This is a genomic window from Enterococcus asini ATCC 700915 (genome assembly GCF_000407365.1).
GTDB lineage: Bacteria > Bacillota > Bacilli > Lactobacillales > Enterococcaceae > Enterococcus_C > Enterococcus_C asini.
On sequence record NZ_ASVU01000001.1, the window covers coordinates 672983 to 695900 of the forward strand.

Consider the following 22918-nt stretch of genomic DNA (forward strand, 5'->3'; position numbering starts at 1 on the left):
AATCCTTGATGTAATAAGGATTAACGTTTTGAAAATTGACTTGCTTTTCTTGCCTTTTTTAACCCTGGTTTTTTACGTTCAACCATGCGGGCATCACGAGTAAGTAAGCCAGCGCGTTTCAAAGCCAAACGGAAATCAGGATCTACTTGTAACAAAGCGCGAGCGATACCGTGACGGATCGCACCGGCTTGTCCAGCGTAGCCACCACCGTTAACATTTACGTTTACGTCATAAGCACCTTTGGTTTCAGTAACGCCAAATGGTTGGTTGATGACTTCACGCAAGTCAGCGTGGGGAATGTATTCTTCAACAGATTTGTTGTTTACAGTAATTTTACCAGTACCTGGTACCAAACGTACCCGGGCAACTGCATTTTTACGACGGCCAGTGCCGATATATTGAGCTTGTGCCAATGAAATTCCCTCCTATTAAATTAAGTTTGTGATATCCAAAACTTCTGGTTTTTGAGCTGCATGTGGATGTTCAGCGCCTGCATAGACGTGAAGTTTCATGCCTTGAGCACGGCCTAAAGTGTTTTTAGGAAGCATGCCTTTAACAGAGTTTTCGATCAGACGACGAGAATTTTTAGCACGCAATTCGCCAGCAGAGATTTGTTTCAATCCGCCAGGGAAGTTAGAGTGACGGTAGTAAATTTTGTCACTTGCTTTATTACCAGTTAATTTTACATGGTCTGCATTGATTACGATGACATTGTCACCAGTATCCACATGAGGGGTGAATGTTGGTTTGTTTTTACCGCGCAATACAGATGCTACGACTGCAGAAAGACGACCCATAGGAACATCAGTTGCATCTACGACATACCATTTACGTTCTACTTCGCCAGATTTGGCCATATATGTTGTACGCAAGATTTTTTCCTCCAATTTCAATTTCGAATGTTTGACATACACTTGAGTTTCCGGGGCTCTTCGTGGGGCAAACAATACCATTTAATATAATACCTTGCTTGTGAAGCAAAGTCAACGAAATTCTTCTGCTTTTCCTTGAATCCAATGCTTTTTCTTACAATAGTAACTGCTCTTTTTCGTTGATCTCCTCATTATGCAAAAAGCAGTCCATTCCGAGGATTGATGCATGAATTTCGCTCTTTTTACAAATTTTATGTATATTTATTTATTTTTCTCTTGCGAAATGCATGAATATTTGGTAAGATGAGCTCAGTTAATCATAAACGAGCGAAAGCGATGGTGTATAAATATGAAAGAAAAAGTAGTTTTAGCATATTCCGGCGGCTTAGATACTTCCGTTGCCATTAAATGGTTAGTAGATGAAGGCTATGACGTAGTGGCTTGTTGTTTGGATATTGGTGAAGGTCGAGACATGCAGTTTATCAAAGACAAGGCGATTCAAGTAGGCGCCATCGAGTCCTACGCCTTGGACTGCAAGGAAGAATTTGCCAATGAATACGCCTTAATCGCTTTACAAGGCAATACGTTCTATGAACAGTCCTATCCTTTAGTCTCCGCCCTTTCTCGTCCATTAATCGCGAAAAAATTAGTCGAAGTGGCCCATGCGGCTGGTGCAACCACGGTGGCCCACGGCTGTACTGGTAAAGGCAATGACCAAGTCCGGTTCGAAGTGGCGATTGCGGCACTCGATCCTCATTTAAAAGTTATCGCGCCGGTTCGGGAATGGAAATGGTCCCGGGAAGAAGAAATCGCCTACGCTGCGGAAAAAGGGGTGCCAATTCCCGCTAACTTGGACAATCCCTACTCCATCGACCAAAATATTTGGGGTCGGGCTTGCGAATGTGGCATCTTGGAAGATCCTTGGGCGGCGCCGCCAAAAGGTGCTTATGCGATTACCGCCGAGTTGGAAGATACACCAGATGTGCCAGACATGGTGGAAATCACCTTTGACGCCGGTGTTCCCGTGGCATTGGACGGGGAAGCTATGAGCTTCTATGAAATCATCGACGAGTTAAACATTTTGGCAGGGAAACACGGTATCGGTCGGATCGATCACGTGGAAAATCGTCTAGTGGGAATCAAGTCTCGGGAAGTTTACGAATGTCCTGGAGCGATGACTTTAATGAAAGCTCATAAAGAATTGGAAGATTTGACTTTCGTAACGGAATTAGCCCACTTTAAACCAACGATTGAAAACCAATTGGCTGATGTGATTTACAATGCTTTGTGGTTCAATCCTTTAACCGATGCTTTGATCGCCTTTTTGAAAGAAACCCAAAAATACGTGAATGGTGTGGTTCGGGTGAAACTCTTTAAAGGCAATGCTATCGTGGAAGGTCGGAAGTCAGAAAACAGCCTTTACAATGAAAACTTGGCGACCTACACTTCTGCGGATACCTTTGACCAAGATGCCGCAGTGGGCTTCATCAAATTATTCGGCTTGCCTTCCAAAGTTCATGCGGAAGTGCAAAGTAAAGTCCAAGAACAAAACTTGGTCAAATAAATCAGATAGTTTCCTGATGGTGTGTACAGCGAGCCACACGTGAGGATCTTATAAATGAGGGCAGAGACAGTTTTTCTTCGCTGTCACTGCCCTTTTTTCGTTATACTAGAAGTAGAATCGACAGACATTTTTATAGATGGGGTGAAAAAGATGGCAAAACTTTGGGGCGGCCGTTTTGATGGGAAAAATGAGGCTTGGATCGATGCTTTCGGGGCTTCGATTCCCTTTGATCAGAAGATGGCAAAACAAGATATCACAGGCAGTTTGGCTCATGTGAAAATGCTAGGGCATACGGGGATTATCACTCCGGATGAAGCGGCGGAAATCACTCGTGGCTTATTGATTTTACAAGACAAATTAGCGCAAGGGGCACTGACTTTCACCATTGAAAACGAAGATATCCATATGAACTTGGAAACGTATCTTCACCAAGAAATCGGACCGGTGGCCGGCAAACTCCACACTGCCCGTAGTCGTAACGATCAAGTGGCCACAGATATGCATTTGTACTTAAAGGACACCTTAGCAGCCGTGATAGAAAAAATCAGCACCTTGCGTCAAGTCTTGGTGGATAAAGCCGAAGAAAATATCTACACGGTGATGCCTGGCTATACCCACTTGCAACACGCGCAGCCGATTAGCTTTGGTCATCACCTCATGGCTTACTATCAGATGTTCACACGGGACCAGACCCGCTTTGAAGAAAATCTCATTCGTACCGACGTCTCCCCTTTAGGAGCAGCGGCCTTGGCAGGGACGACTTTTCCGATTGACCGGGAATACACTGCCAAAGAACTGGGCTTTGCGCAAGTTTACAGCAATAGCTTAGACGCGGTGAGCGATCGCGACTTTATCTTGGAGTTTTTAAGCAATGCCTCGCTTTTAATGATGCACCTTTCCCGTTTTTGTGAAGAACTGATTCTCTGGTGCAGCCATGAGTTTCAATTTGTGGAACTGACCGACACCTTTTCCACCGGCAGCTCCATTATGCCCCAGAAAAAAAATCCGGATATGGCGGAATTGATTCGGGGGAAAACCGGCCGGGTCTATGGCAATCTCTTTGGTCTTTTGACCGTAATGAAAGGTCTACCTTTGGCCTACAATAAAGACTTTCAAGAGGATAAGGAAGGCATGTTTGACACGGCGGAAACGATTTTGACCAGTCTGGAAATCATGTCCGGCATGATTCATACCATGACCGTCCACACCGAGCAGATGAAAGAAGCCACGGAAAAGGATTTCTCCAACGCTACGGAACTGGCAGATTACTTGGCTTCTAAAGGAGTCCCTTTCCGAGAAGCTCACGAAATCGTCGGCAAGCTAGTCATCGACGGTATCCAAAAAGGCCGCTACTTGCAAGACATCCCCTTGGAGGAATACCAGGCCATCACGCCGTTAATCGCAGAGGATATTTATGAAAAACTCGATTCCGTGAACGCTGTGAAAAACCGGCACTCACTAGGAGGCACCGGCTTTGACCAAGTGGCTTGGCAGATTCAAAAAGCCAAGGAGCAATTAACAGAAGAATAACTAAAAAAAAAGCCCTGTCCGGCAGTTGCCAGACAGGGCTTTTAAAGCTTTTATTGGTCGATTTCTGGTGCTTTGCCAAGGTGTGCTTGAAGCATCCAGATGCGTTTTTCAGTTGCACCTTTGAATTCGATGAACATGTCTTCTGTGACATTGTCCCCTTCATCACCGGCAGCGTCGATTCCGCTTTGGTACAATTCAGTCAAATAGCGATAGCCATCTACCAAGATTGCCAAGCGTTCTTCCATCCCACGATCCCAACGACCTACTTCGTCTTTGATTTTGGTGTTTTCAGCCATTTCCTTCAAAGTAGAATAAGGAGAGCCGTCCAATGTAATCAAGCGTTCTGAAATTTCGTCCAGTTGGTCATTGATATCATCCATGAAGGTATCCATCATTGGATGTAAAGTCAAGAAGCCTGGTCCTCTCATGTACCAGTGTGTTTGGTGAATCACCATTGACATTTGGCTTAAATCCGCAACTGCTTGATTCAAAATTTCTTTGGTCTTTGCATATTTCATTCCGATATTCCTCCTCTATTTGGTCTACACATTTATGGTAGTACGAAACTAGGAAAAAGTACAATAATGTGCACTTCCTCACGAGAACTCCTCCCGGGCAGAAATTTTGTAACCCATTGACTCTGCTTCCTTCATCTAGGTTTATTGGAGTTCTTTGGCCAACTCCTCAGCGAGTTTTTCTTGCGCCGTCGCCCAATCTGCTTTTAAAGTTTTCTCATCTTTGACTCCGGCTACAAAGGCTAAGTAGAGACTTTGCAATTGTTCTTGTTGCCCGTCCACTAGGGTCCACTTGCCTTTTTCAGGCCGCATCTCCAACAGTACATCCACAGCCTCGCTTTTCACCGGGGCATCGGCCAGTGCAGTCTTCAATTGAGTCACTAACGCCTGAGCCAGTTTTGCTTCATCCTTTGCAAGGCTTGTGTCTTTTAACATCTGTGCCGTGATTGCTTGGGTCGTTTGGCTCATTAAAGCCACAAAATCCAGGCCTTTCACGTGATACGTAACATTGCGGATATTGTCAGTTTCGGCCACGTCGATGGTGTAGCTAGTCTTTTCTTTGACCTGATTCATCACCAATTGCGAAATCTCATTGGCAGTTTCTTGGGAAAGGCCACTGTCCGTGCTTAATAAGCCCGCCGTAAAATTCTCTTGAAAACTCTGCTCTTGTTCTTCAAATGTCTCCGTTAGTTTGGCACCGTCTTTAAAGTTCGCTTCGAATTTCTCGGTCTCTTTTTGGTAGATCAGTCGATCCACAAAGAGCGCTGCCGCTTCTTTGGTGGGGATTGCCTTCGCACAACCGCCCAAGAAAACCACGAGTCCGATCAACAATAGGGGTATCCAGCGTTTTTTCATTTCGGTTCCCTCCCTTTGCTCCATTATCAAGAATTTCGGAGCGCTTGTCCAGTTTCGACTAAAAACCGCGTACCTTTTAGCAAATAAGGAGGAACGTCATGGTACTATTACGGTTTTTAATCGGGGCTTGTCTAGGCTCTTTTTGCTGTGTTACAGCAGAGCGTTTGCCAAAAGGAGACTCTCTACTTTTCCCCCGCTCCCATTGCTCAATATGCCAGACCCCTTTAGCCTGGTATGAATTAATCCCCTTGCTATCCTTTTTCTGGCAAAAGGCTCGCTGTCGTCATTGCCAAGGAAAAATCCCGGCTAGCTGCTTTTGGGCAGAGCTTGCCGGCGGGCTGTTACTGGCTAGCTACCCGCTCACTACTCACTCTCTGCACGGATTATTGTGGCTTTTTTTGAGTCTAGCCTTGGCTTTGGCCGACTGCTTTTACCTGATTTTGGAGCCTAAGCTGTTTTATCCTGGGGCCGTGTTTTTAGGCCTTTATTATTTCGTAAGCGGAGGCCAGGTTTATTGGCTGTCGTTGCTCTATTGCCTTTTACTCGCCGGCTTGTGCTACTTGTTCTTACGGGAAAAATTAGGCACTGGCGATTTACTGTTACTCTTAGCCTGGAGTTTTTGGCTTCCTTTGCAACGGTTCGCCTTAGTCTTATTAGTGGCCTGTTGTGCCGGACTCATCGCGTTTTTCTTTAATGCGCTCTTACATCGCCAGCAAAAAGAACTCCCTTTTATCCCCTTTCTCACATTCGGCTTATGGCTGGTTTTGCTTCAGTAAAAGACGTTCGGGAAAATTCCCGAACGTCTTTTAGTTATTCCGCTACTAAAACCCGGACTTGATAAGGTTGTAAGTGCAAGGTCTTAGGCATTGTTTCTCCTGTTAACAAATCTTGCAGCTCTTGTGCCAAGGTCACTTCTTGCACCTCTTCGGAAAAGTTCATCACGAAATGATACGTGCGGCCTGCTTGCTTGCGGCTTTGAATGGAAACATCCGGATTGCCCGCGACCACTAAAGGATTGGCCAAGTGCAGTTCCTTCGTGCGTAGTCCATAAAATTCATCTAAGAAAGCTTGTTCCGTGCGCGGTGCGATAAAGTACGCATCCCCTTCACCGAAATGATGACGGGTAACCGCAGCTTCACCTTGATAGAAGCCTTCTTGGTACCGGGCCAAAACTTCCGCGTCTTGCACCTCAATGAGTGCCGCGTAGTCTTTTACGCCATAGTCCCCAGTAGCCGTTTGAATCCGATTGTGGTCTTTCGGATAGTAAACATCGGTCTCTTTCACTTGTAAGCCAAAGAGCTCTTGCAAAGCTTGGGGCCAACCATTGAGATAGGTCAAATCCGCTTCATTGACTACTCCGGTGATATAGGTGCTCACCAATGTCCCTCCGGCTGCCACGTACTCTTTTAGCGCCCTCATGTCTGTTTCACTTAACAAATACAACATAGGAGCTACGACCAAATCGTAACCGGACAAATCATACCGGGGAGTCACCACATCGACGGGAATGTCTTGGTTCCAGAAGTAGCGATAGTGTTCTTGTAATGTCTGAGGATACCGCTTGGTCCCTTGGGCATAGCCTTGAGCATCGTCTAGGGCCCAGTTGTTTTCCCAATCGTATAAGATGGCGACTTTGGCTTTTTTTCCGCCGCCTTTGACCCCTTGGATTTTTTCCATTAAGGCGCCGACTTCTTTCACGTCTTGGAACACCCGATTGTCACTGCTATTGTCGTGGTCGATTACCGCTCCGTGGAATTTTTCCGACGAGCCACGAGATTTGCGGATTTGGAAGTACAAGTTACTATCTGAACCGTGAGCGATGTGTTGCATGGAGGACAACAAATGCATCCCCGGCCGTTTCGTCTTGTTCACCGGGTGCCAATTGACCCCACTCGGTGTGGATTCCATCAGTAAAAACGGTTGATCCTTCAAGCTGCGGTACAAGTCGTCGATAAAACCAACTTTACTAGCCAAGTCCGCCGTGGTTTCCCAGTCATTGTGCCATGCCGGATAACAATCCCAGCTCAGGATGTCCACGTGTTTGGCAAAGCGCTCGTAGTTCAGGCTTTGGAAAGGAATCAAGTCCATGGTATCCGCCATAAAATTGGTGGTCACCGGAATATCCGGGGTAATGTGGCGGATGTCCTTGATTTCGTGTTCGAAGAAATCAATGGTTTGATCCGTGACAAATCGTTTCCAGTCTAAATTCAAGCCGTGAACCGCCGACTCCCCAATCGGTGACGGAGATTCCACTTGCGACCAATCGGAGAAACTGTGACTCCAAAATGGTCCCCACCAAGCTTCATTTAAAGCTTCTAGCGTTCCGTAGCGTGCTTGTAACCACTTGCGGAAGTTGGCTTGGCAATACTCACAGTGACAATCCCCCCCGTATTCATTGGAGATATGCCACATGATCACCGCCGGATGCTGACCATAGCGCTCCGCTAGCTTGCGGTTAATCAGCGCCACTTTTTCCCGGTATACCGGAGAAGAAAAGCAGTGATTGTGCCGGCCACCATGGCGCATCTTTTGGCGATTGGCATTGGTTCGCAAGACTTCTGGATATTTTTCCGACAGCCAAGCCGGCCGCGCACCACTAGGAGTTGCGAGGATCACATTGCCTCCCATAGCTGCCACATCATCCATGATTTGGTCCAGCCATTCAAAGTGGAACTCCCCTTCCCGTGGCTCCAAAGCACTCCAAGCAAAAATCCCTAGCGACACCGTATTGATTTTGGCTTCTTTCATTAGTTCCAAGTCTTTTTTGAGAATCTCCGGATAATCCAGCCATTGGTCCGGATTGTAATCCCCGCCGTGTAGCAAACGAGGTTCCTGATTGTAAGCATTCATGTGAGTCTATCCTTTCGTTCCCCCAGCGGTTAAGCCGCTGACAAAGTTCTTTTGCAATAAGACAAAGACTACAGCAATCGGGATACTGATTAAAATCGCCCCGGCTGCAAAGGTCGTGTAACTTGCCCCCATTTTATCGGTGACTAATTTGTACAAACCAATGGGTAAGGTGTAATACTCTGGATTCCGCAATAAAACAGAAGACAAAGCGAAGTCACCTAGTGGCCCGGTAAAGCCGTTCATGGCAACTACCGCTAACATAGGTCGCGCTAAAGGCATCAAAATCTGCCAGAACACCCGGGTATTGCTAGCACCGTCTAGTTTGGCACTTTCATCTAAGTCCAAGGGAATCGAATCAAAATACCCTTTTAATAAGTAGGTGTTCATGGGAATCTGGCCCCCAACATAGATCAAAATCAGCAACCAGTGACTATTGATCATACCCAATAGTTGAGCCAAGACGAAGATGGCAATCAAAGCGGAAAATTGGGGAATCATCTGCAACAACAAGAAAAGTAAAAGGCCATTTTTCCGACCGGTAAAGCGGAATCGGGAAAAAGCATAGGCGGTGAAAGACACCGAAACCAAGGTTAGAATCATAGTGAAGAAACTAATTTTCAAGGAATTAAGATACCATTGGCCGTAAAGCAACGTGCCTTCTCCTGCAAACAGTCGTTGGTAGTGAGCTAGCGTCGGATTTTTCGGAATCAAACTGGTGGATACCAAGCTATTGCCGGGATTGAAACTCGCGCCAATCGTCCATAGTAAGGGATAGACAATAATGACCACCATGGCAATCAAAAGTAGGTAGGTCAAAGTCATGCGTAGGCGTCGTTGACTTTTAATGCTCGCTGTTTTTTCCATGGATTAGACCTCCTCCTTGAATGAATTCGTGCGTCTAAACTGCCACAGGGCAATGGCGATTACAAAGATGGACAAGAGAATCGTCAAGGCTGCTGCCAAGGCGTATTGGCTGTTTTGCATGGTCAATTTGTAAATCCAAGAGACCAAAATGTCCGTCCCACCAGCAGTCGATCCGGGCACAGCCGGTCCACCGGCATTGAACAAGTAGATGATATTAAAGTTGTTAAAGTTAAAGGTGTATTGGGTGATGATGATTGGTGCCATGGAGTACAGTACCAAAGGCAAGGTGATGTTTTTGAACTTCTGAATCACGGATGCCCCGTCGATGGTCGCCGCTTCGTACAAGTCAGCAGGAATCGACTGTAAGGTTCCCGTAGTCACGATAAAGATGTAAGGAAACCCTAGCCAACCTTGGATGATTAATAGAGCCAAGCGAGTCCAGTTGGCATCGTTTAACCAAGGAATCGGGGAAATCCGGAAGAAATCCAAAATAACATTGTTCACCGCTCCAAAGCTGTCATTAAAGAGTCCGGCGAAGATCAAGATGGTGACAAAGCCCGGAACCGCCCAAGGTAAAACTAAAATGGTGCGGAAGAATTTTTTAAAGCGCAATTCTTTTTGATGTACTACGATGGCCAAAAAGACCCCAATAGCAACTTGCAAAGTGGACGCCACTAATGTCCAAACTACCGTCCAGCCCATCACCCCAAAGAAGGTACTGCGCCAAATGTCCACGGTAAAGATTTTGGCGAAGGTTTCTAAACCAACCCAGTCTGCCAGATTTGCCGGTGCCGAATGATACAAGTCATAGTTGGTAAAGGCCAAGGCTACACTGAACAAAATCGGGAAAATCACGGAGAAAACCAATAACAAAAATGCCGGGCTACTGATTAAGTAAGGATAGCCTTCCGCAAGCAATGCTTGATAAGACTGCTTGATTGTGTGGGGTTTTTGTCCCATACCGATTAATTCTCCGGTTTTATAGGCGTCTCGCAGATTCAAATAATAAAAGAAAATACCAAATGCAATGACGATTAAAGCAATCAAGCCTTCCGCCAAAAGAAAAATCGAATTATCCCGGGGAACCTCAACCCCTAACGTGACGATGCCCCACAAGCCCATGTTGAAAAGGTCTTTAAAAACCAGTATATATGCCACAAAGAAGAATAAGAACAAACCACCTTTGGCATACTGGCGATTGTAAAACTGGCCCAGTCCAGGAATCAGGGAGAAGAGGGCCGCTTTTCTTCCTCGCTGTTTTTGATTCGTTGATTGACTCATTGTTTCCATTTGCTTTCGCTCCTCTTTTACGAAAGGGCCGGGAGACGTGTTGTCAGCCCAGCCCTTCTTCCTTCCACAGCGACAGACGTGTTACTTGGTCGCAGCAATTGCAGACTTGATTTGGGCCGCGGCTTCCGGTAATGCAGTTTCCGGAGTGGCTTTCCCAGTGGCGATGGTTTGCAATGCTCCATCCACCGGTTCCCAAACAGAGTTCATTTCAGTGATGCCTGGTGTTAAGACCGCGTATTGGGATTGAGCCGCAATCGCCGCTGCCCCTTCACTGGCCGTTACCGCTTCGTCTTCGGCTAGTGCTGCCACTGCTGGCACTTCCGCCGTCACTTCATAACGTCGTTTCGAATTTTCTTCATTGGTGATGAATTCGACAAATTCTTCGGCCAAGTCACCGTTCTTCGAGTAGCTGCTGACATTGTAGCTCTTCACGCCGATAAAGGAACCCATGTGTTTGCCATTGTCTAGCATTGGCAATTCCGCTACGCCGTAATCGATGCCGGCTTCTTTATACGGGCTCAAGCTCCAAGGACCGGAAATAACTGCTGCTGCTTTGCCCTCTGTGAACAATGAATCCAATACGTTGGTTCCTTGTTCCCCGACTAAACCAGAAGGTAGCACCCTTTCATCGTAGAATTTTTTAATTACATTGGCCCCTTCGATGGAACCAGCATTGTCGATTCCTAAATCGTCTGGATTGTAGCTGCCGTCATCATTTTGACCGAAGATGTAGCCACCATAACCTGACATGATGCCTTCCGCGTAATAGATTTGGTCCAATGTAGAAATCAAACCGTATTTGTCTTTTTCATTGTCGGTAATCTTTTTCGAATAGGTCAGCCACTCGCCTAAAGTTTTAGGCAATTCACTTTCCTGAATCAAGTCTTTATTATAGAAGAGAATTTGCGTTTCCACTGCTTTTGGCAAACCATAAACTTTGCCATCCACGATTTGTGATTGCATAGCGGACTCTGTATAAATGTCTTGTGTCGCTTGGTCCACATCCAATTCTTTCAACAGACCTTCCGTTACCGAAGTTCCGATTTGGTCCCCGGGAATCGTGATGACATCAGCACCGGTACCAGCCGGGCCATCTAGTCGCAAGTTTTCAATTTGTTGGGCATAGGCTTTTTCCACGACTTTAATGGTGACATCGTGTTCTTTTTCAAAGGCCGCTACGGCATCCGCGATTCCGTCTGCCTTCGATTGGTCTTCCCAAACAAGCAAATCGTAGTCTTTATTTGATTTCCCTGCCGTATCCCCGGACTCCGTGGTATTCCCTTTAGGCCCACAAGCCGCTAATGAAAATAAAGCAATCCCTAAACCAACTAATGCCATTCTTTTTTTCATCTCTTATCGCCCTTTCTTTTGTAAACGCTCTCTACATTTCTTATAATAAATTATTTTACTTAATTTGTAAATACATTTACTAGATTTTTTTTGGTATTTCCCACTATTTTTTGAAGATTAGTCGGTTAGTAGCCATTCTTACGAGCGAATACCAGGGAGTATTCACCTTTTTCTAGTCATCCAGGAAAATAACTATAACAGAAATAAGTAAATAGATTTACTTTATTCTTTACTTGACCTATAATGAGGAAGACAACCGTTAGGAGGAGTTCTTGTGGTCACAATTAAAGAAATCTCGAAAGTCTCCGGCTACTCCCAAGCCACCATCTCCCGCCTCTTTAAAGGCGACGAATCCTTATCCATCACGCCAGAGACAAAGCAAAAGATCATCACCACCGCCTTAACAATGGGCTATGATCGTTCAAAAATAAAAACAACCCTGTATAAAATCGTCGTACCCTTCTTCTTAAGTCGCCCTCAGGTGATTCAAGATGTGTATTTCACCAAGGTGCAAAATGCCCTTAAAGATTACGGCAAAGTCGCCAATATGGAACTGCACTTTGTTACGGAGCGGGCCGAATTATTTACAGCTGCCCGCGGTTGCGCCGGTTTTATCGGCGTGGGCGAGCTCACAAGAGAAGAGCTAAGCACCCTTCACCAGATGAATCTCAAAGGGGTGTTATTGGAATTAAATCCGTGCCCTGCTCTTTTTGACACCGTGCGCCCGGATACCAACAGCATCACCCAAGATGCTGTGGAGCGTTTTATCGCAGAAGGGTTTACGGAAATCGGCTTTATCGGCGGTCGCTACCACAATCCGGTCACCGGCCAAGACGAAATGGACAATCGGGAAAAGACTTTCCGGGAAGTTATGAGCCGCCACGGCCTCTTACAAGATAAGTACATCTTCACCGAGGGGCTTTTCAGTATCGACGAAGGCTACCAACTAGCCAGTGAGATGTACAAAACCTTGCCTGTCTTGCCGGAAGCTTGCTTGATTGCTTCGGATACACTGGCCATTGGCGCTTTGCAAGCCTTTAGTGAGTATGGCGTGAAATTGCCGAAAGACATGGCCATCATCAGCATTAACAACGATGAGATTGCCCAGTATGTGGCCCCGCCTTTGACCACCTACGACATCGATGTCACCGAGATGATCAAAACCGCCATCTACTTGCTTACCGATCAACTTACCAACCCTCGTAAAATCACCAAATCTGTGCTGTTAGGCTCCGAATTGATTATTCGTAAGAGTTTCATTCCTAAAGACGAAGCCTAGACAAAAAGACTGCATTCCCAAAAGCGGGATGCAGTCTTTTTTAATTATAATTCTTCTCTCGCAAGCCTTGCTTATACGCAATCTGTTTTTTCCGATACTGCAAAGGAGAGGTCTCCACATACTTTTTAAAGACCCGATTGTAATAGGTCATGTTTTCGTAGCCCACCGCTTGCGCCACGTCGGCAATGGACATGTCGGTATCCTCTAGCAGTTTTTGCGATTCTTGAATGCGGTAAATATTGATGTACTCGGTAACGGTATAACCCGTGGCTTTCTTGAAAATCCGGCTCAAATAGCTTTTGTTCAAATAAAAGGCCTGAGCTAGTTCGTCTAAAGAATGCACTTCTTTGTAATGAGCCCGAATGTAGCTAGTAACCTGGTTGACGGTCTGGTTCAGTTCGTGACTATGGGTACCCCCACTTTGCCGTTCCTTTTTCCCCTTGTGTTGCATGCGTTCCAAATAAATCAAAAACTCCGCCAAGCGCAAGTGAACCACTAGCTGATAATTCGGTTGTTTCTTATGGACTTCTTCGGCAATATCCCCTAGCAGATTTTCCACGTATTCCCGATCTTCTTCGGGAATCTGGATCAAGCCTCGATGATGGAGGAAAAAGTGATTGAGATCTAAGCCCATGGCCGAAAGAATCTGTTCAAACTTGTCTTTTTCAAAGGAGAGCAAGATGCGCTCGTGGAAGAGTTCCTTGTGAGAATAGGTATTGTGAACCTGCTCGGAATCGATGACGATAAGACTGCCTTCCGAACAAACATAGTTTTCGTTGTCCACGAAGAACTTCCGCTTCCCGCGAATAAAAAATTGAAACTCCACTTCTGGATGCCAGTGCTTGATCATATTGTATTCCTGATCTCGGGTACACCGCTCGATGATTAGACCATTCATCATCTCACTATAAACCAAGTGACGCATAGACTCACTTCCTTTCGCTACCTTCCATTATACCACCTAAAAACCGCATTTTCTCCAAGAAAAAGGAACTCCTTTTCTCCTAATTAGGAATAGACCAATTCTGACTAGTTCAGCATCCCCGCTAGAAGCAACTGCCACAACCGCTAAAAAACCGCCTGACAGAATCAGACGGTTCCTTCATTTCACACGTATCTATTGGCTAGTTTTGGCTTTTCACGTATTCGCAGTAAGCGTACACCAAGGGGCCAATTCCTTTGGCGTCATTGTCGACTTTCGGTTCGGAGATGTAGTAAGCATAGGTTCCATCACGTTTTTCATAGTCCCCTTTGCCATTCATCCCCCCGACACCGGCCACCAGACAGATGTCTTTCAAGCGCCACTGGTCATTGTCGTGAGTTAGTTTTTCAGCCACGATGTTTTCCAATAAACGCTGTCCTCGCTGGGTAAATTCCGTTGGCAAAAGATTTAAGCGTGCTCCTTTTAAGAACGTGTAAGCAATGGCACAGCTGCCACTAGTTTCCAAGTAATTCCCCGCCCGGCTTCCTTGGTCTGTCACTTGATAGAACAGTCCAGTTGTTGCTTCTTGATAAGGCACCAAGGCCGCAACTAATTCCACCAAGTATTCCGTTAAGACCGCTTTTTCCGGAGAAACTTGTGGCAATAGTTCAATCGTGTCAATTAAGGCCATGGCGTACCATCCCAACGAACGACTCCAAAATGAGGCGCTACAGCCGGTTTCTGGATTGGCCCAGAAGGCTTTTTTCGACTCGTCGAAAGCGTGGTACAGCAAGCCGGTTTTGTCGTCTTTCATGTGTTTTTGCACATTGGCAAACTGCAACATGATTTCTGGTAACTGTTGCCCTTCGTTCCAAGCCAATTCGTAAGCGGTATAGAAAGGTTGTACCATGTATAACCCATCCAACCAGACTTGATTCGGATAAATCGCCTTGTGCCAGAAGCTACCGGCAGGCGTCTTTGGTTGATGACGCACTTGTTGATACAGGCGATCCAGTGCTTTCCGGTATTTTTCTTTGTTTGTGTGTTGGTACAAGAAGAACAAGACTTTGCCTTCATTAATCGAATCGGAGTTCATGGCTTCATAGTCGTAGCCTAGAATTTCGCCTTCTTCATTGATGTAAAAGTCGATAAAGTTCTCTAAGAAATCGAAGTATGCTTGCTCCCCTGTGAGTTCATAGAGCTTTTGCACCGCCATGAGCATACAGCCGTCGATGTAACTCCATTGCGGTGGCTTGTTTTCCAAGACTGCTTCTTGGTTCCAGACGGGTTGACTCGGTGTGGAGCGTTCCATCAACTCATCGAGATAGGTCCGAATTTGTGCCAACTTTTGACCCTGTTGTGTTTGATTCATCTAACCTTCTCCCTACTTTCAGATAAAAAGGGCCACGCTCAAAAAGCACAGCCCTTCATTTTTATTTGGAATGGACCAATTTCGTGTGGGTTGCTTCTTCATGTCCCCCGGCTTTTCCGAAGAAGACCGGCACACAGATAAAGAAACAGCTCATCAACTTGCACAAGATTTCTCGTTGGACGACCACTGCTACCGGTACGTCCTTGCGAATTTCATCCGTGGATACGATTTTCAAATGATAAAACCCTTTGCCAATGGTCTGGCCGTTTTGCATAAATGGATACTGCAAAGCGTAATAGCCAAAGACAAACAATCCTAATCCCAGCACACCTCGAATCACATCACTGGGTACAACCTTTGCCAGAAGTGGCATCAGTAAGCCAAAGATGGCAAACAAGAGCAAAATACCTAAGAGAAAATCAATTAATTGCGCAAAGACTCGTTGAACAATCATTGAGACTTGTACTTTTTTGGTGTTTTCCATATTCCTTACTCCTTACCACCAGTGCTAGCAACGCCATCAACAAAGTAACGAGAACCCGAGAAGAACAAGGCGATCATCGGTAACAAACCTAACACGGAAGCGGCAAAGACCCGCCCGTAGTTGACCATGGCTTCTCCATCTAGTTGCTGTTTCAAGATAACGGATAGCACCGTCTTGTCGGCACTGTTTAAATAAATCAATGGTCCTTGGAAGTCGTTCATCCCCCACATGAAGCACAGTAGGCAGACCGTAATCAAAATTGGTTTGATAACTGGTACGATGATTTTCCAAAGAATCTGGAAGTCATTACAACCATCCATAACCGCCGCTTCGTCCAACTCCCGCGGGATCGTCCGCATAAATTGGATGATCATGAAGATAAAGAAGGAAGAACTAGCAAAGATGTCTGAGATGTACAAGCTTGCGTAAGTGTCCAACAAACCAACTTCCCGATACAATAAGTACAATGGAATCCGGAAAGCCAATTCCGGCATTAGCAAGGTTACGATAACTGCCCCAAAGACAAATTTCTTCCCTTTAAAGGACTTACGCGCGACTACATAAGCAGTCAATGTACATGAAAGCAAAGTAGCGATAGTTTTCGGAACCAAGAATTTCAACGTATTGGCAAAGTAATACCAAATCGTGTGTTCACTGGTAATCTGCCAAGCATCTGCAAAGTTTGTGGTTACCACCCGACCATTTGGCGGGAAGATATTCAAAGTGCCAAAGATGTCCCGGTTCTGTTTAAATGCCGAACCTACCATCCACAGCAATGGATAGATCAAGATAATCCCTACAACGATTAACAAAGTGTAGCGGATAATTTCATTAATTCTGCGTCGTGACTTACTCATTTCCATCTACATTTCCTCCTAATCGTTATAGTAAACCCAGTGATTTGAGCTACGGAAAATAATAATTGTGAAGACGCCAATAATGGCCAATAAAATCCAGGTCAAGGCACTGGCAAAACCGTAGTTCCCGTTTTGGAAGGCCTGATCGTAAATGTACAAGTTCAAGAAGTAGGTGGACTTATTCGGTCCCCCTTTGGTAATCAAGTAAGCAGAGTTAAATTCTTGGAAGGCTTTCACTAAGACGTTCACAGCGTTAAACAAGATTACCGGTGTAATGATTGGAATCGTAATGCTGACTAACTGGCGCACTTTGCTAGCACCATCCATTTCCGCTGCTTCGTACACGGATTTGGAGACCCCTTGCAAGGCGGACAAGAAAATCAACATGGTGGAACCAAATTGCCAAGTTTTCAAGATAATCAACGTAAAGATGGCAAAGCTTGGATCTTTGGTCCAGTTGATGGCCACATCGCCACCAAATGTGAAGACACTTAAGATGGTATTCACTGGGCCATTGACATCAAAGAGCATCGTCCACAGAATGGATACCGCTACGTTCCCCCCTAAAATCGAAGGAATGTAGTAAGCTGTCCGGAAGAAGTTAACCCCTTTTAGCTTAAAGTTTAAAATTGCAGCGACGACGAATGAGACCACAATCACGGCTGGCGTTCCAATAAGTACGTATTTCAATGTCGCTACAAGTGAAGCACGAAACGTCTCATCCTTCGTAAATATTTCGATGTAATTTTGTAGCCCGACAAACTCAGGATCGCCTAAGATTGGATACTCTTGCAGACTATAGAAAAATGATGCAATGATCGGATAGACTTTAAAAACGACAAAACCGATCAACCATGGCAAGAGCATCAGGTACATCACATAGTTTTTCTTTTTTTTCATTGGGTGATACAACTCCTCATCTTCGTTCGATTGAAAACTACCTGAGCGGCGGGTTAGCAACCTACTTTTTTAAAGGGAGGTAAGGAGCGAAAGCCCAGGGCCTCGCTCCTGTTTCCCAAGTGTTTACTCTGTATAGTATTTATCTAGTGCAGCTTGTTGTTTGGAGATATATTGTTCTGCTGCTTCCTTGGCATCAAGTTTGCCAGTCCGGAATGCTTCCAAAACAGTGTAGCGTTCGTTCCGTACGTTTTCATCTTCAAAGTATGGGTCCATTACGGTTTGTTCGTATTGATCCAACATTGCGTAACCGTCTTTTACCACACCTTCAAGCAAGTTGTTCTTTTCTTGCAAATCTAAGGTAACTTTATTACTAGAAATCCCTAGAGAGTCGCCAGTTTCTTTCACGGCTTCTTCGTTGGTAAACAAGAAGTTAATGAAGTCTGCTGCTACTTCAGGGTTCTTAGAGTTACGAGAGATGGCATAACCGAAGTTTGGTTTCACGTAAACATTTGGTTTCGTACCTTCTTCTGCTTCCAAGTAAGCGCCCACTGTCAATTCATCTTTCGCTTCGCCACCTTTAAATGACTCAGCCCATTGTGCTAAAGAGTTCGCCCATTCGTAAAGACCGCCTACTTGACCATTGACCCATTCAGGGTTTGCATTGGTTTCGATGGAACCGTCTTGTGCGAAGGTTGGCATTGCGCCAGCGTCTTCAAAAGCTTTGTATTGTTCCAAGACTGCTTGGACTTGTTCCGCAGTGTAGTTGACTTTCCCATCTGTTTGCATCACTTTGCCAGTGGCATTGAAGAGCATTTGACCGATAAACAAGTCTTTGGAAACTTTCCCCATGTTCACGAATGCGTATTTGTTGTTTGCACCAGTAGCCGTGTTGTCTTTGCCGATGACTTTCCCTGCTTCCAATAAATCATCATAAGTAGTAGGTAATTCTAAGCCGTTGTCTTTGTACAATTGTTCGTTGTACATTGGCACCCGGCCGGTCATCCCGTGCGGTACCGCTGCTTGCTCCCCATCTACTTGCATGGCTTCTAAGTATTTTTCGTCCCAATTGTCTAAATCCAAGAAGTTTTTCACTTTGTTCAAATCATAAAAGACGTTTTTGCCTTTCCCATAAGAGAAGAGCCAGTTGTAGTTAACTTGCATTACGTCGGCTTCCGTTTTCCCAGAAAGCTGCGTCAATGTTTTCGCTTGCCAACCATCCCAAGCGCCGTATTCCACATCGATTGTGACATTTGGATTTTCTTTTTCATAGAGGTCAACGACTTTTTTCATTGCTTCATGACGGTTATCCGCGCCCCACCAGGCAAATTTGATTGTTACATCTTCTGTCGGTAATTCTTTGGCTGCGGTGCTTGTGTCAGTTTTGTCCCCCGAACCGGATCCACAACCCGCAAGCAAAGCAGAAGACACTAACCCAACAGTGAACAACTGTGCCATTTTCTTCATTTTCATTAAAATACCTCCAATAAACAATCTCTTATTTTTTTCGCATAACCTGTATGCGCTTGCCTACAATATACAACATCCTTTTCAAAATTCAATAAATCTTCACAGTATGGACAATTAGGTTTCAAAAATTCAGCATTTTTATACTATATTGACTTTTGTTCTCGGATTCACTTTTAAGTCAATAAAGTGCAAATTCACCAATGTTTTTATCTTAAAAAACCTTTTATATGTACATTCTACTTTAAGTATCCTTATTCACAAGCAACCGGTTTCAAATTTACCTTTGAGTAAATCAAGCCTTTTTTGAACCATTTCGTATTGACACCTTTTCAAAATTAAGGCACACTAGCAGTGAAAACTATTCCATTTTTTATGGTGGGAAGCGTTAAAAATAACATTATTATATAACAAGAACCAATTTCAATAACGTGTGGAATCGTTGCTATATCAACTTCCGCGCACACGTGAACATTATAAAATAGAAAGGACTAGTTATTATGTTTAACATTACAAGTTACGGAGCAACAGAAACAGGTCTGGCAACAGGCGCTATTCAACAAGCGATCGACGAGTGTTTTGCCCAAGGAGGCGGACAAGTCGTCGTGCCCAGTGGTCGCTTCTTAACCGGGGGCTTGCGTCTGCGTTCAAATGTGGAATTGCATTTATCCGCCGGTAGCGTTTTGTCTTTTTCTACGGATCCTGCCGATTACCAAGTGATTACCGCTCGCTGGGAAGGCGTGAAACAAGAAGTCTATGCTGCTTGTATCTACGCAGAAGATGCGGAAAATATCGCCGTTACCGGTTTTGGAACTTTAGAAGGCAATGGGGCGGACTGGTGGCACCTGTTTCGCAATCATCCGGAAGACTTGGCATATCCCCGGCCGACTTTGGTGAGTTTCCAACGTTGTGAAAATGTCACTTTACGGGATTTCCGTTGCTTGAATTCCCCAAGTTGGACGATTCATCCTTTATTAAGTGAAAATATCACCATCGATTCTCTTAAAATTAAAAACCCGGCGGACTCTCCAAATACAGACGGCATCGATCCAGAGTCTTGTAAAAACGTCCGCATTAGCAACTGTCATATCGATGTAGGCGACGACTGCATCGCCGTAAAAGCCGGCACGGAAGGCACTAAAGAGCGGGTCAGCTGCGAAAATCTCACCATTACCAACTGCACCATGGTGCATGGCCATGGAGGCGTGGTTCTTGGTAGCGAAATGAGCGGGGATATTCGCAACGTAACCATTAGCAACTGTGTCTTTCAGGAGACCGACCGAGGGATTCGCTTGAAATCACGTCGCGGTCGTGGGGGGACCGTGGAAGACATCCGGGTGACCAATATCGTCATGGACAAAGTCATCTGTCCTTTCATCATGAACCTCTACTATTTCTGTGGTCCCGGGGGCAAAGAGCCTTATGTTTGGGAGAAGAGAGCTTACCCGATCGATGAGCGCACTCCGGATTTCCGGCGGATTCACTTTAGTAATATCACTGCCAGAAACGTCCAAGGAGCGGCTGGTTTTATCTATGGCCTGGCAGAACGCTTCATCTCGGAAATCACCTTTGATAATATCGCCATCTCCATGGCAGAAAACTCTAAAGGTGGGGTTCCTGCCATGATGACCGGGATCGAACACATGAACAATCGCGGTTTTATCCTAGGATTCGCCCAAGGAATCAGCTTCCACCAAGTCAGTCTAGCAAACTTGGAGGGGCCGGCCTTTACTTTGGAAGATACCCAAGAAATCGAATTTAGCCGTTGTCAAACAGACGACGTCCCTTTAACCGAAGAACAAATCTTGAGAAAGTAGGAAACCGGTATGGCAAGTCCACATAGCAACAATCAAAAACCCGATATCCTCGTAGGCCAAACCCCAGAGTGTGACTTTAGCGACCTGCAACAAGGGATTGATGCACTGGCTACCTTGCCCGAGGAGCTGTCCAAAACCATTTTCATCCTAGATGGGGAATACCACGGACAAGTGATTTCTCGCTTGTCCAATGTGACCATTACCGGCGTGGGCTCCGTGCGGCTCACCGCCGGACACGGTGCATTGGAAGTCTTACCGAGCGGCGAGGAGCGAGGAACTTTTCGCACGGCAACCTGCTTTATCGAAGGGGAAAATGTCCGGCTCACCAACCTGACCATTGAAAATACGGCTGGTCCAGGCAAGCAAGCGGGACAAGCAGTAGCGTTATTTAACAACGCCAGTAATGCCACGGTGACCAACTGTCGCTTGCTTGGCTACCAAGATACTTTGTGCACAGGACCTTTACCTCCTTTTCAAAAAGACGGAACTCCTTTTGTTTCCCCGATTGAAAAGGAAATCAGCTATTCTTGTCAGATTTATCGCAACTGCTATATCTCCGGGACCATCGACTTTATCTTTGGAGGCGCCGAGGCTTGGTTCGATCATTGCCAGATTCACAGCCGGGCCAGCGAGCAAGGTTACATCACCGCCGCCTCCACCCCAGAAGGCCAAGAAACCGGATTTGAATTTCACAATTGTTATTTAACTGCCGATGATGGCGTCACCAACGTCTTTTTAGGGCGACCTTGGCGCCCCTTTGCCAAGACTACTTTCAAACACTGTCGCCTGGGAGATCATATCGCGCCTTGTGGTTGGGACAACTGGGACAATCCGGCTAACGAGACTACCACGGATTACCGGGAAATTGACAGTACGCCGGATACGACTACCCTGCGTCCTGATTGGATTACTACAGCGGAAAGTAACGACTGATTAACCTAAGATAGCAAAAGACGCGCAACTCAAGAAGAGTTGCGCGTCTTTTTTGATCTTCATAAGGACTTTATTGAGACTTACAAGTTTGCAAATTTTTCCAACAAACGAATCATTTGGCAAGTAAAGCCGTATTCATTGTCGTACCAAGCAACGGTTTTAACCAATTGGTAATCCCCGGCTGTGGTAACTTCCGTTTGTGTTGGGTCAAAGATTGAACCTTGAGTAGTACCGATGACATCCCCGGAAACAATTTCCCGATCGTCATAGCCAAAGGATGGGTTGTCCACGGTATGTTTCTTGATTGCTTCGTTAACTTGATCAGCAGTAACTTTGGTTTTCAAGATGGAAACCAATTCAGTCAAGGAACCATCAACCACTGGTACCCGTTGTGCGTGACCTTGCAATTTGCCGTTCAATTCTGGAATAACCAAGCCGATTGCTTTAGCTGCCCCAGTGGAGTGAGGAATTGTATTGTCTGCAGCAGAACGAGCAGCCCGCAAGTTACCGCCACGAACTGGGCCATCTAACAACATTTGAGTAGAAGTATACGCGTGAACAGTCGTCATCGTTCCGACTTCAATCCCGAATTCATTGTTCAAGAAGTATGCCATTGGTGCTAAGCAGTTTGTAGTACAAGAACCAGCGGAAATAATCTGGTCATTGGCATCCAAAGTGTCGTCGTTCACGTTGTACACGATGGTCTTCATTGCCCCAGCTGGTGCGGAGATTACTACTCGTTTTACCCCAGCATCCAAGTGAGCTTGAGCTTTTTCTTCAGAAGTGTAAAAACCAGTACATTCCAAAACGATGTCCACACCGTTTTCTTTCACCCAAGGAATCTTGCTTGCATCTGGTTCTGCATAAACCCGAGTCACTTCGCCGTCTACTACGATAGAATCTTCGGTAGCTGTTACGGTACCAGGATATGTACCATGAGTAGAGTCGAATTGTAATAATTGTGCCAACATGGTAGGACTAGTCAAATCATTGATTGCCACTACTTCAATATCGTCAGAAACTTCTTGAATACGACGGAATGCCAAACGTCCAATCCGTCCAAAACCGTTGATACCTACTTTTACTGTCATAAATTGTTGACCTCCTTTAAAGTATGGAACCATTACACTCACTATTTTGCGATTCCTAGACGAGAAAGTCAAAAGATATGTATTGTGAAGGAATTCTCAGCAAGTCCCC

Annotated in this window: 21 protein-coding genes; 6 read left to right on the forward strand and 15 right to left on the reverse strand. The window is 45.5% G+C overall.

What is annotated here, in order from left to right; genetic code table 11:
* Window positions 1-20 precede the first annotated feature (20 nt).
* The gene (gene rpsI, locus I579_RS03280; RefSeq protein WP_010754950.1) at window positions 21-413 is read right to left on the reverse strand and encodes a 30S ribosomal protein S9; all 393 of its coding nucleotides are present in this window, start codon (window positions 411-413) and stop codon (window positions 21-23) included.
* Between the two features lie 15 nt (window positions 414-428).
* The gene (gene rplM, locus I579_RS03285; protein WP_302373343.1) at window positions 429-875 is read right to left on the reverse strand and encodes a 50S ribosomal protein L13; all 447 of its coding nucleotides are present in this window, start codon (window positions 873-875) and stop codon (window positions 429-431) included.
* Between the two features lie 346 nt (window positions 876-1221).
* On the opposite strand from rplM, the gene I579_RS03290 reads away from it, so the two are divergent.
* Together I579_RS03290 and argH are read left to right on the forward strand one after the other, a co-directional pair.
* The gene (locus tag I579_RS03290) at window positions 1222-2436 is read left to right on the forward strand and encodes an argininosuccinate synthase (protein ID WP_010754952.1); all 1215 of its coding nucleotides are present in this window, start codon (window positions 1222-1224) and stop codon (window positions 2434-2436) included.
* 150 nt (window positions 2437-2586) lie between these two features.
* A complete protein-coding gene (gene argH / locus I579_RS03295; RefSeq protein WP_034810909.1) occupies window positions 2587-3966 on the forward strand; it encodes an argininosuccinate lyase in 1380 nt (459 codons plus the stop codon).
* Between the two features lie 50 nt (window positions 3967-4016).
* Here argH and I579_RS03300 read toward each other — a convergent pair whose 3' ends face one another.
* Entirely contained in the window at window positions 4017-4484 is a 468-nt protein-coding gene (locus I579_RS03300; protein ID WP_010754954.1) for a Dps family protein, read from the reverse strand.
* Window positions 4485-4625: 141 nt separating this feature from the next.
* Window positions 4626-5336 (reverse strand): DUF5105 domain-containing protein, encoded by a 711-nt coding sequence (locus I579_RS03305; RefSeq protein ID WP_010754955.1) that lies wholly within the window; start codon window positions 5334-5336, stop codon window positions 4626-4628.
* A 98-nt stretch (window positions 5337-5434) separates the two neighbouring features.
* On the opposite strand from I579_RS03305, the gene I579_RS03310 reads away from it, so the two are divergent.
* Window positions 5435-6112, forward strand: coding sequence for a prepilin peptidase (locus I579_RS03310; RefSeq protein WP_010754956.1), 678 nt, complete (start codon window positions 5435-5437; stop codon window positions 6110-6112).
* A gap of 34 nt (window positions 6113-6146) precedes the next feature.
* Here the strand turns inward: I579_RS03310 and I579_RS03315 are convergent, their stop codons facing one another.
* The 4 genes from I579_RS03315 to I579_RS03330 all read right to left on the reverse strand — a co-directional run bounded on the left by I579_RS03315 (window position 6147) and on the right by I579_RS03330 (window position 11690).
* Window positions 6147-8186 carry a beta-galactosidase gene (locus I579_RS03315; protein ID WP_010754957.1) on the reverse strand — a complete coding sequence of 680 codons (2040 nt, stop codon included), beginning with the start codon at window positions 8184-8186 and terminating at the stop codon, window positions 6147-6149.
* 6 nt (window positions 8187-8192) lie between these two features.
* Entirely contained in the window at window positions 8193-9050 is an 858-nt protein-coding gene (locus tag I579_RS03320) for a galactooligosaccharide ABC transporter permease GanQ (protein WP_010754958.1), read from the reverse strand.
* A 3-nt stretch (window positions 9051-9053) separates the two neighbouring features.
* On the reverse strand, window positions 9054-10340 hold the full coding sequence (locus I579_RS03325; RefSeq protein ID WP_010754959.1) for a galactooligosaccharide ABC transporter permease GanP: 1287 nt from the start codon (window positions 10338-10340) through the stop codon (window positions 9054-9056).
* A gap of 81 nt (window positions 10341-10421) precedes the next feature.
* Complete coding sequence (locus I579_RS03330; protein ID WP_016249772.1) at window positions 10422-11690, reverse strand: galactooligosaccharide ABC transporter substrate-binding protein GanS; 1269 nt, start codon at window positions 11688-11690, stop codon at window positions 10422-10424.
* A gap of 274 nt (window positions 11691-11964) precedes the next feature.
* On the opposite strand from I579_RS03330, the gene I579_RS03335 reads away from it, so the two are divergent.
* Window positions 11965-12969, forward strand: a complete 1005-nt coding sequence (locus I579_RS03335) for a LacI family DNA-binding transcriptional regulator (RefSeq protein WP_010754961.1) — start codon at window positions 11965-11967, stop codon at window positions 12967-12969.
* Window positions 12970-13009: 40 nt separating this feature from the next.
* Here I579_RS03335 and I579_RS03340 read toward each other — a convergent pair whose 3' ends face one another.
* The 6 genes from I579_RS03340 to I579_RS03365 all read right to left on the reverse strand — a co-directional run bounded on the left by I579_RS03340 (window position 13010) and on the right by I579_RS03365 (window position 18974).
* A complete protein-coding gene (locus I579_RS03340) occupies window positions 13010-13894 on the reverse strand; it encodes a helix-turn-helix transcriptional regulator (protein ID WP_010754962.1) in 885 nt (294 codons plus the stop codon).
* A gap of 199 nt (window positions 13895-14093) precedes the next feature.
* Window positions 14094-15263 (reverse strand): glycoside hydrolase family 88/105 protein, encoded by a 1170-nt coding sequence (locus tag I579_RS03345; protein ID WP_010754963.1) that lies wholly within the window; start codon window positions 15261-15263, stop codon window positions 14094-14096.
* A gap of 61 nt (window positions 15264-15324) precedes the next feature.
* Window positions 15325-15747 (reverse strand): RDD family protein, encoded by a 423-nt coding sequence (locus I579_RS03350; RefSeq protein WP_010754964.1) that lies wholly within the window; start codon window positions 15745-15747, stop codon window positions 15325-15327.
* A gap of 5 nt (window positions 15748-15752) precedes the next feature.
* The gene (locus tag I579_RS03355) at window positions 15753-16610 is read right to left on the reverse strand and encodes a carbohydrate ABC transporter permease (RefSeq protein WP_010754965.1); all 858 of its coding nucleotides are present in this window, start codon (window positions 16608-16610) and stop codon (window positions 15753-15755) included.
* A gap of 12 nt (window positions 16611-16622) precedes the next feature.
* Window positions 16623-17504 carry a carbohydrate ABC transporter permease gene (locus I579_RS03360; protein WP_010754966.1) on the reverse strand — a complete coding sequence of 294 codons (882 nt, stop codon included), beginning with the start codon at window positions 17502-17504 and terminating at the stop codon, window positions 16623-16625.
* A 123-nt stretch (window positions 17505-17627) separates the two neighbouring features.
* A complete protein-coding gene (locus tag I579_RS03365) occupies window positions 17628-18974 on the reverse strand; it encodes an ABC transporter substrate-binding protein (RefSeq protein WP_010754967.1) in 1347 nt (448 codons plus the stop codon).
* A 494-nt stretch (window positions 18975-19468) separates the two neighbouring features.
* On the opposite strand from I579_RS03365, the gene I579_RS03370 reads away from it, so the two are divergent.
* A complete protein-coding gene (locus I579_RS03370; RefSeq protein WP_010754968.1) occupies window positions 19469-20785 on the forward strand; it encodes a glycoside hydrolase family 28 protein in 1317 nt (438 codons plus the stop codon).
* 9 nt (window positions 20786-20794) lie between these two features.
* A complete protein-coding gene (locus I579_RS03375; RefSeq protein WP_010754969.1) occupies window positions 20795-21718 on the forward strand; it encodes a pectinesterase family protein in 924 nt (307 codons plus the stop codon).
* An 80-nt stretch (window positions 21719-21798) separates the two neighbouring features.
* On the opposite strand, the gene gap is transcribed toward I579_RS03375, so the two are convergent.
* The gene (gap, locus tag I579_RS03380; protein WP_010754970.1) at window positions 21799-22809 is read right to left on the reverse strand and encodes a type I glyceraldehyde-3-phosphate dehydrogenase; all 1011 of its coding nucleotides are present in this window, start codon (window positions 22807-22809) and stop codon (window positions 21799-21801) included.
* Window positions 22810-22918: the final 109 nt, after the last annotated feature.

Coding starts and splice junctions, on each gene's coding strand:
- I579_RS03300 (WP_010754954.1), bottom strand. CDS start 4,484: ATGAAATATGCAAAGACCAAAGAAATTTTGAATCAAGCAGTTGCGGAT.
- gap (WP_010754970.1), bottom strand. CDS start 22,809: ATGACAGTAAAAGTAGGTATCAACGGTTTTGGACGGATTGGACGTTTG.
- I579_RS03330 (WP_016249772.1), bottom strand. CDS start 11,690: ATGAAAAAAAGAATGGCATTAGTTGGTTTAGGGATTGCTTTATTTTCA.
- argH (WP_034810909.1), top strand. CDS start 2,587: ATGGCAAAACTTTGGGGCGGCCGTTTTGATGGGAAAAATGAGGCTTGG.
- I579_RS03315 (WP_010754957.1), bottom strand. CDS start 8,186: ATGAATGCTTACAATCAGGAACCTCGTTTGCTACACGGCGGGGATTAC.
- I579_RS03305 (WP_010754955.1), bottom strand. CDS start 5,336: ATGAAAAAACGCTGGATACCCCTATTGTTGATCGGACTCGTGGTTTTC.
- I579_RS03325 (WP_010754959.1), bottom strand. CDS start 10,340: ATGGAAACAATGAGTCAATCAACGAATCAAAAACAGCGAGGAAGAAAA.
- I579_RS03370 (WP_010754968.1), top strand. CDS start 19,469: ATGTTTAACATTACAAGTTACGGAGCAACAGAAACAGGTCTGGCAACA.
- I579_RS03340 (WP_010754962.1), bottom strand. CDS start 13,894: ATGCGTCACTTGGTTTATAGTGAGATGATGAATGGTCTAATCATCGAG.
- I579_RS03360 (WP_010754966.1), bottom strand. CDS start 17,504: ATGAAAAAAAAGAAAAACTATGTGATGTACCTGATGCTCTTGCCATGG.
- I579_RS03375 (WP_010754969.1), top strand. CDS start 20,795: ATGGCAAGTCCACATAGCAACAATCAAAAACCCGATATCCTCGTAGGC.
- I579_RS03290 (WP_010754952.1), top strand. CDS start 1,222: ATGAAAGAAAAAGTAGTTTTAGCATATTCCGGCGGCTTAGATACTTCC.
- I579_RS03350 (WP_010754964.1), bottom strand. CDS start 15,747: ATGGAAAACACCAAAAAAGTACAAGTCTCAATGATTGTTCAACGAGTC.
- I579_RS03320 (WP_010754958.1), bottom strand. CDS start 9,050: ATGGAAAAAACAGCGAGCATTAAAAGTCAACGACGCCTACGCATGACT.
- I579_RS03355 (WP_010754965.1), bottom strand. CDS start 16,610: ATGGAAATGAGTAAGTCACGACGCAGAATTAATGAAATTATCCGCTAC.
- I579_RS03310 (WP_010754956.1), top strand. CDS start 5,435: ATGGTACTATTACGGTTTTTAATCGGGGCTTGTCTAGGCTCTTTTTGC.
- I579_RS03365 (WP_010754967.1), bottom strand. CDS start 18,974: ATGAAAATGAAGAAAATGGCACAGTTGTTCACTGTTGGGTTAGTGTCT.
- I579_RS03345 (WP_010754963.1), bottom strand. CDS start 15,263: ATGAATCAAACACAACAGGGTCAAAAGTTGGCACAAATTCGGACCTAT.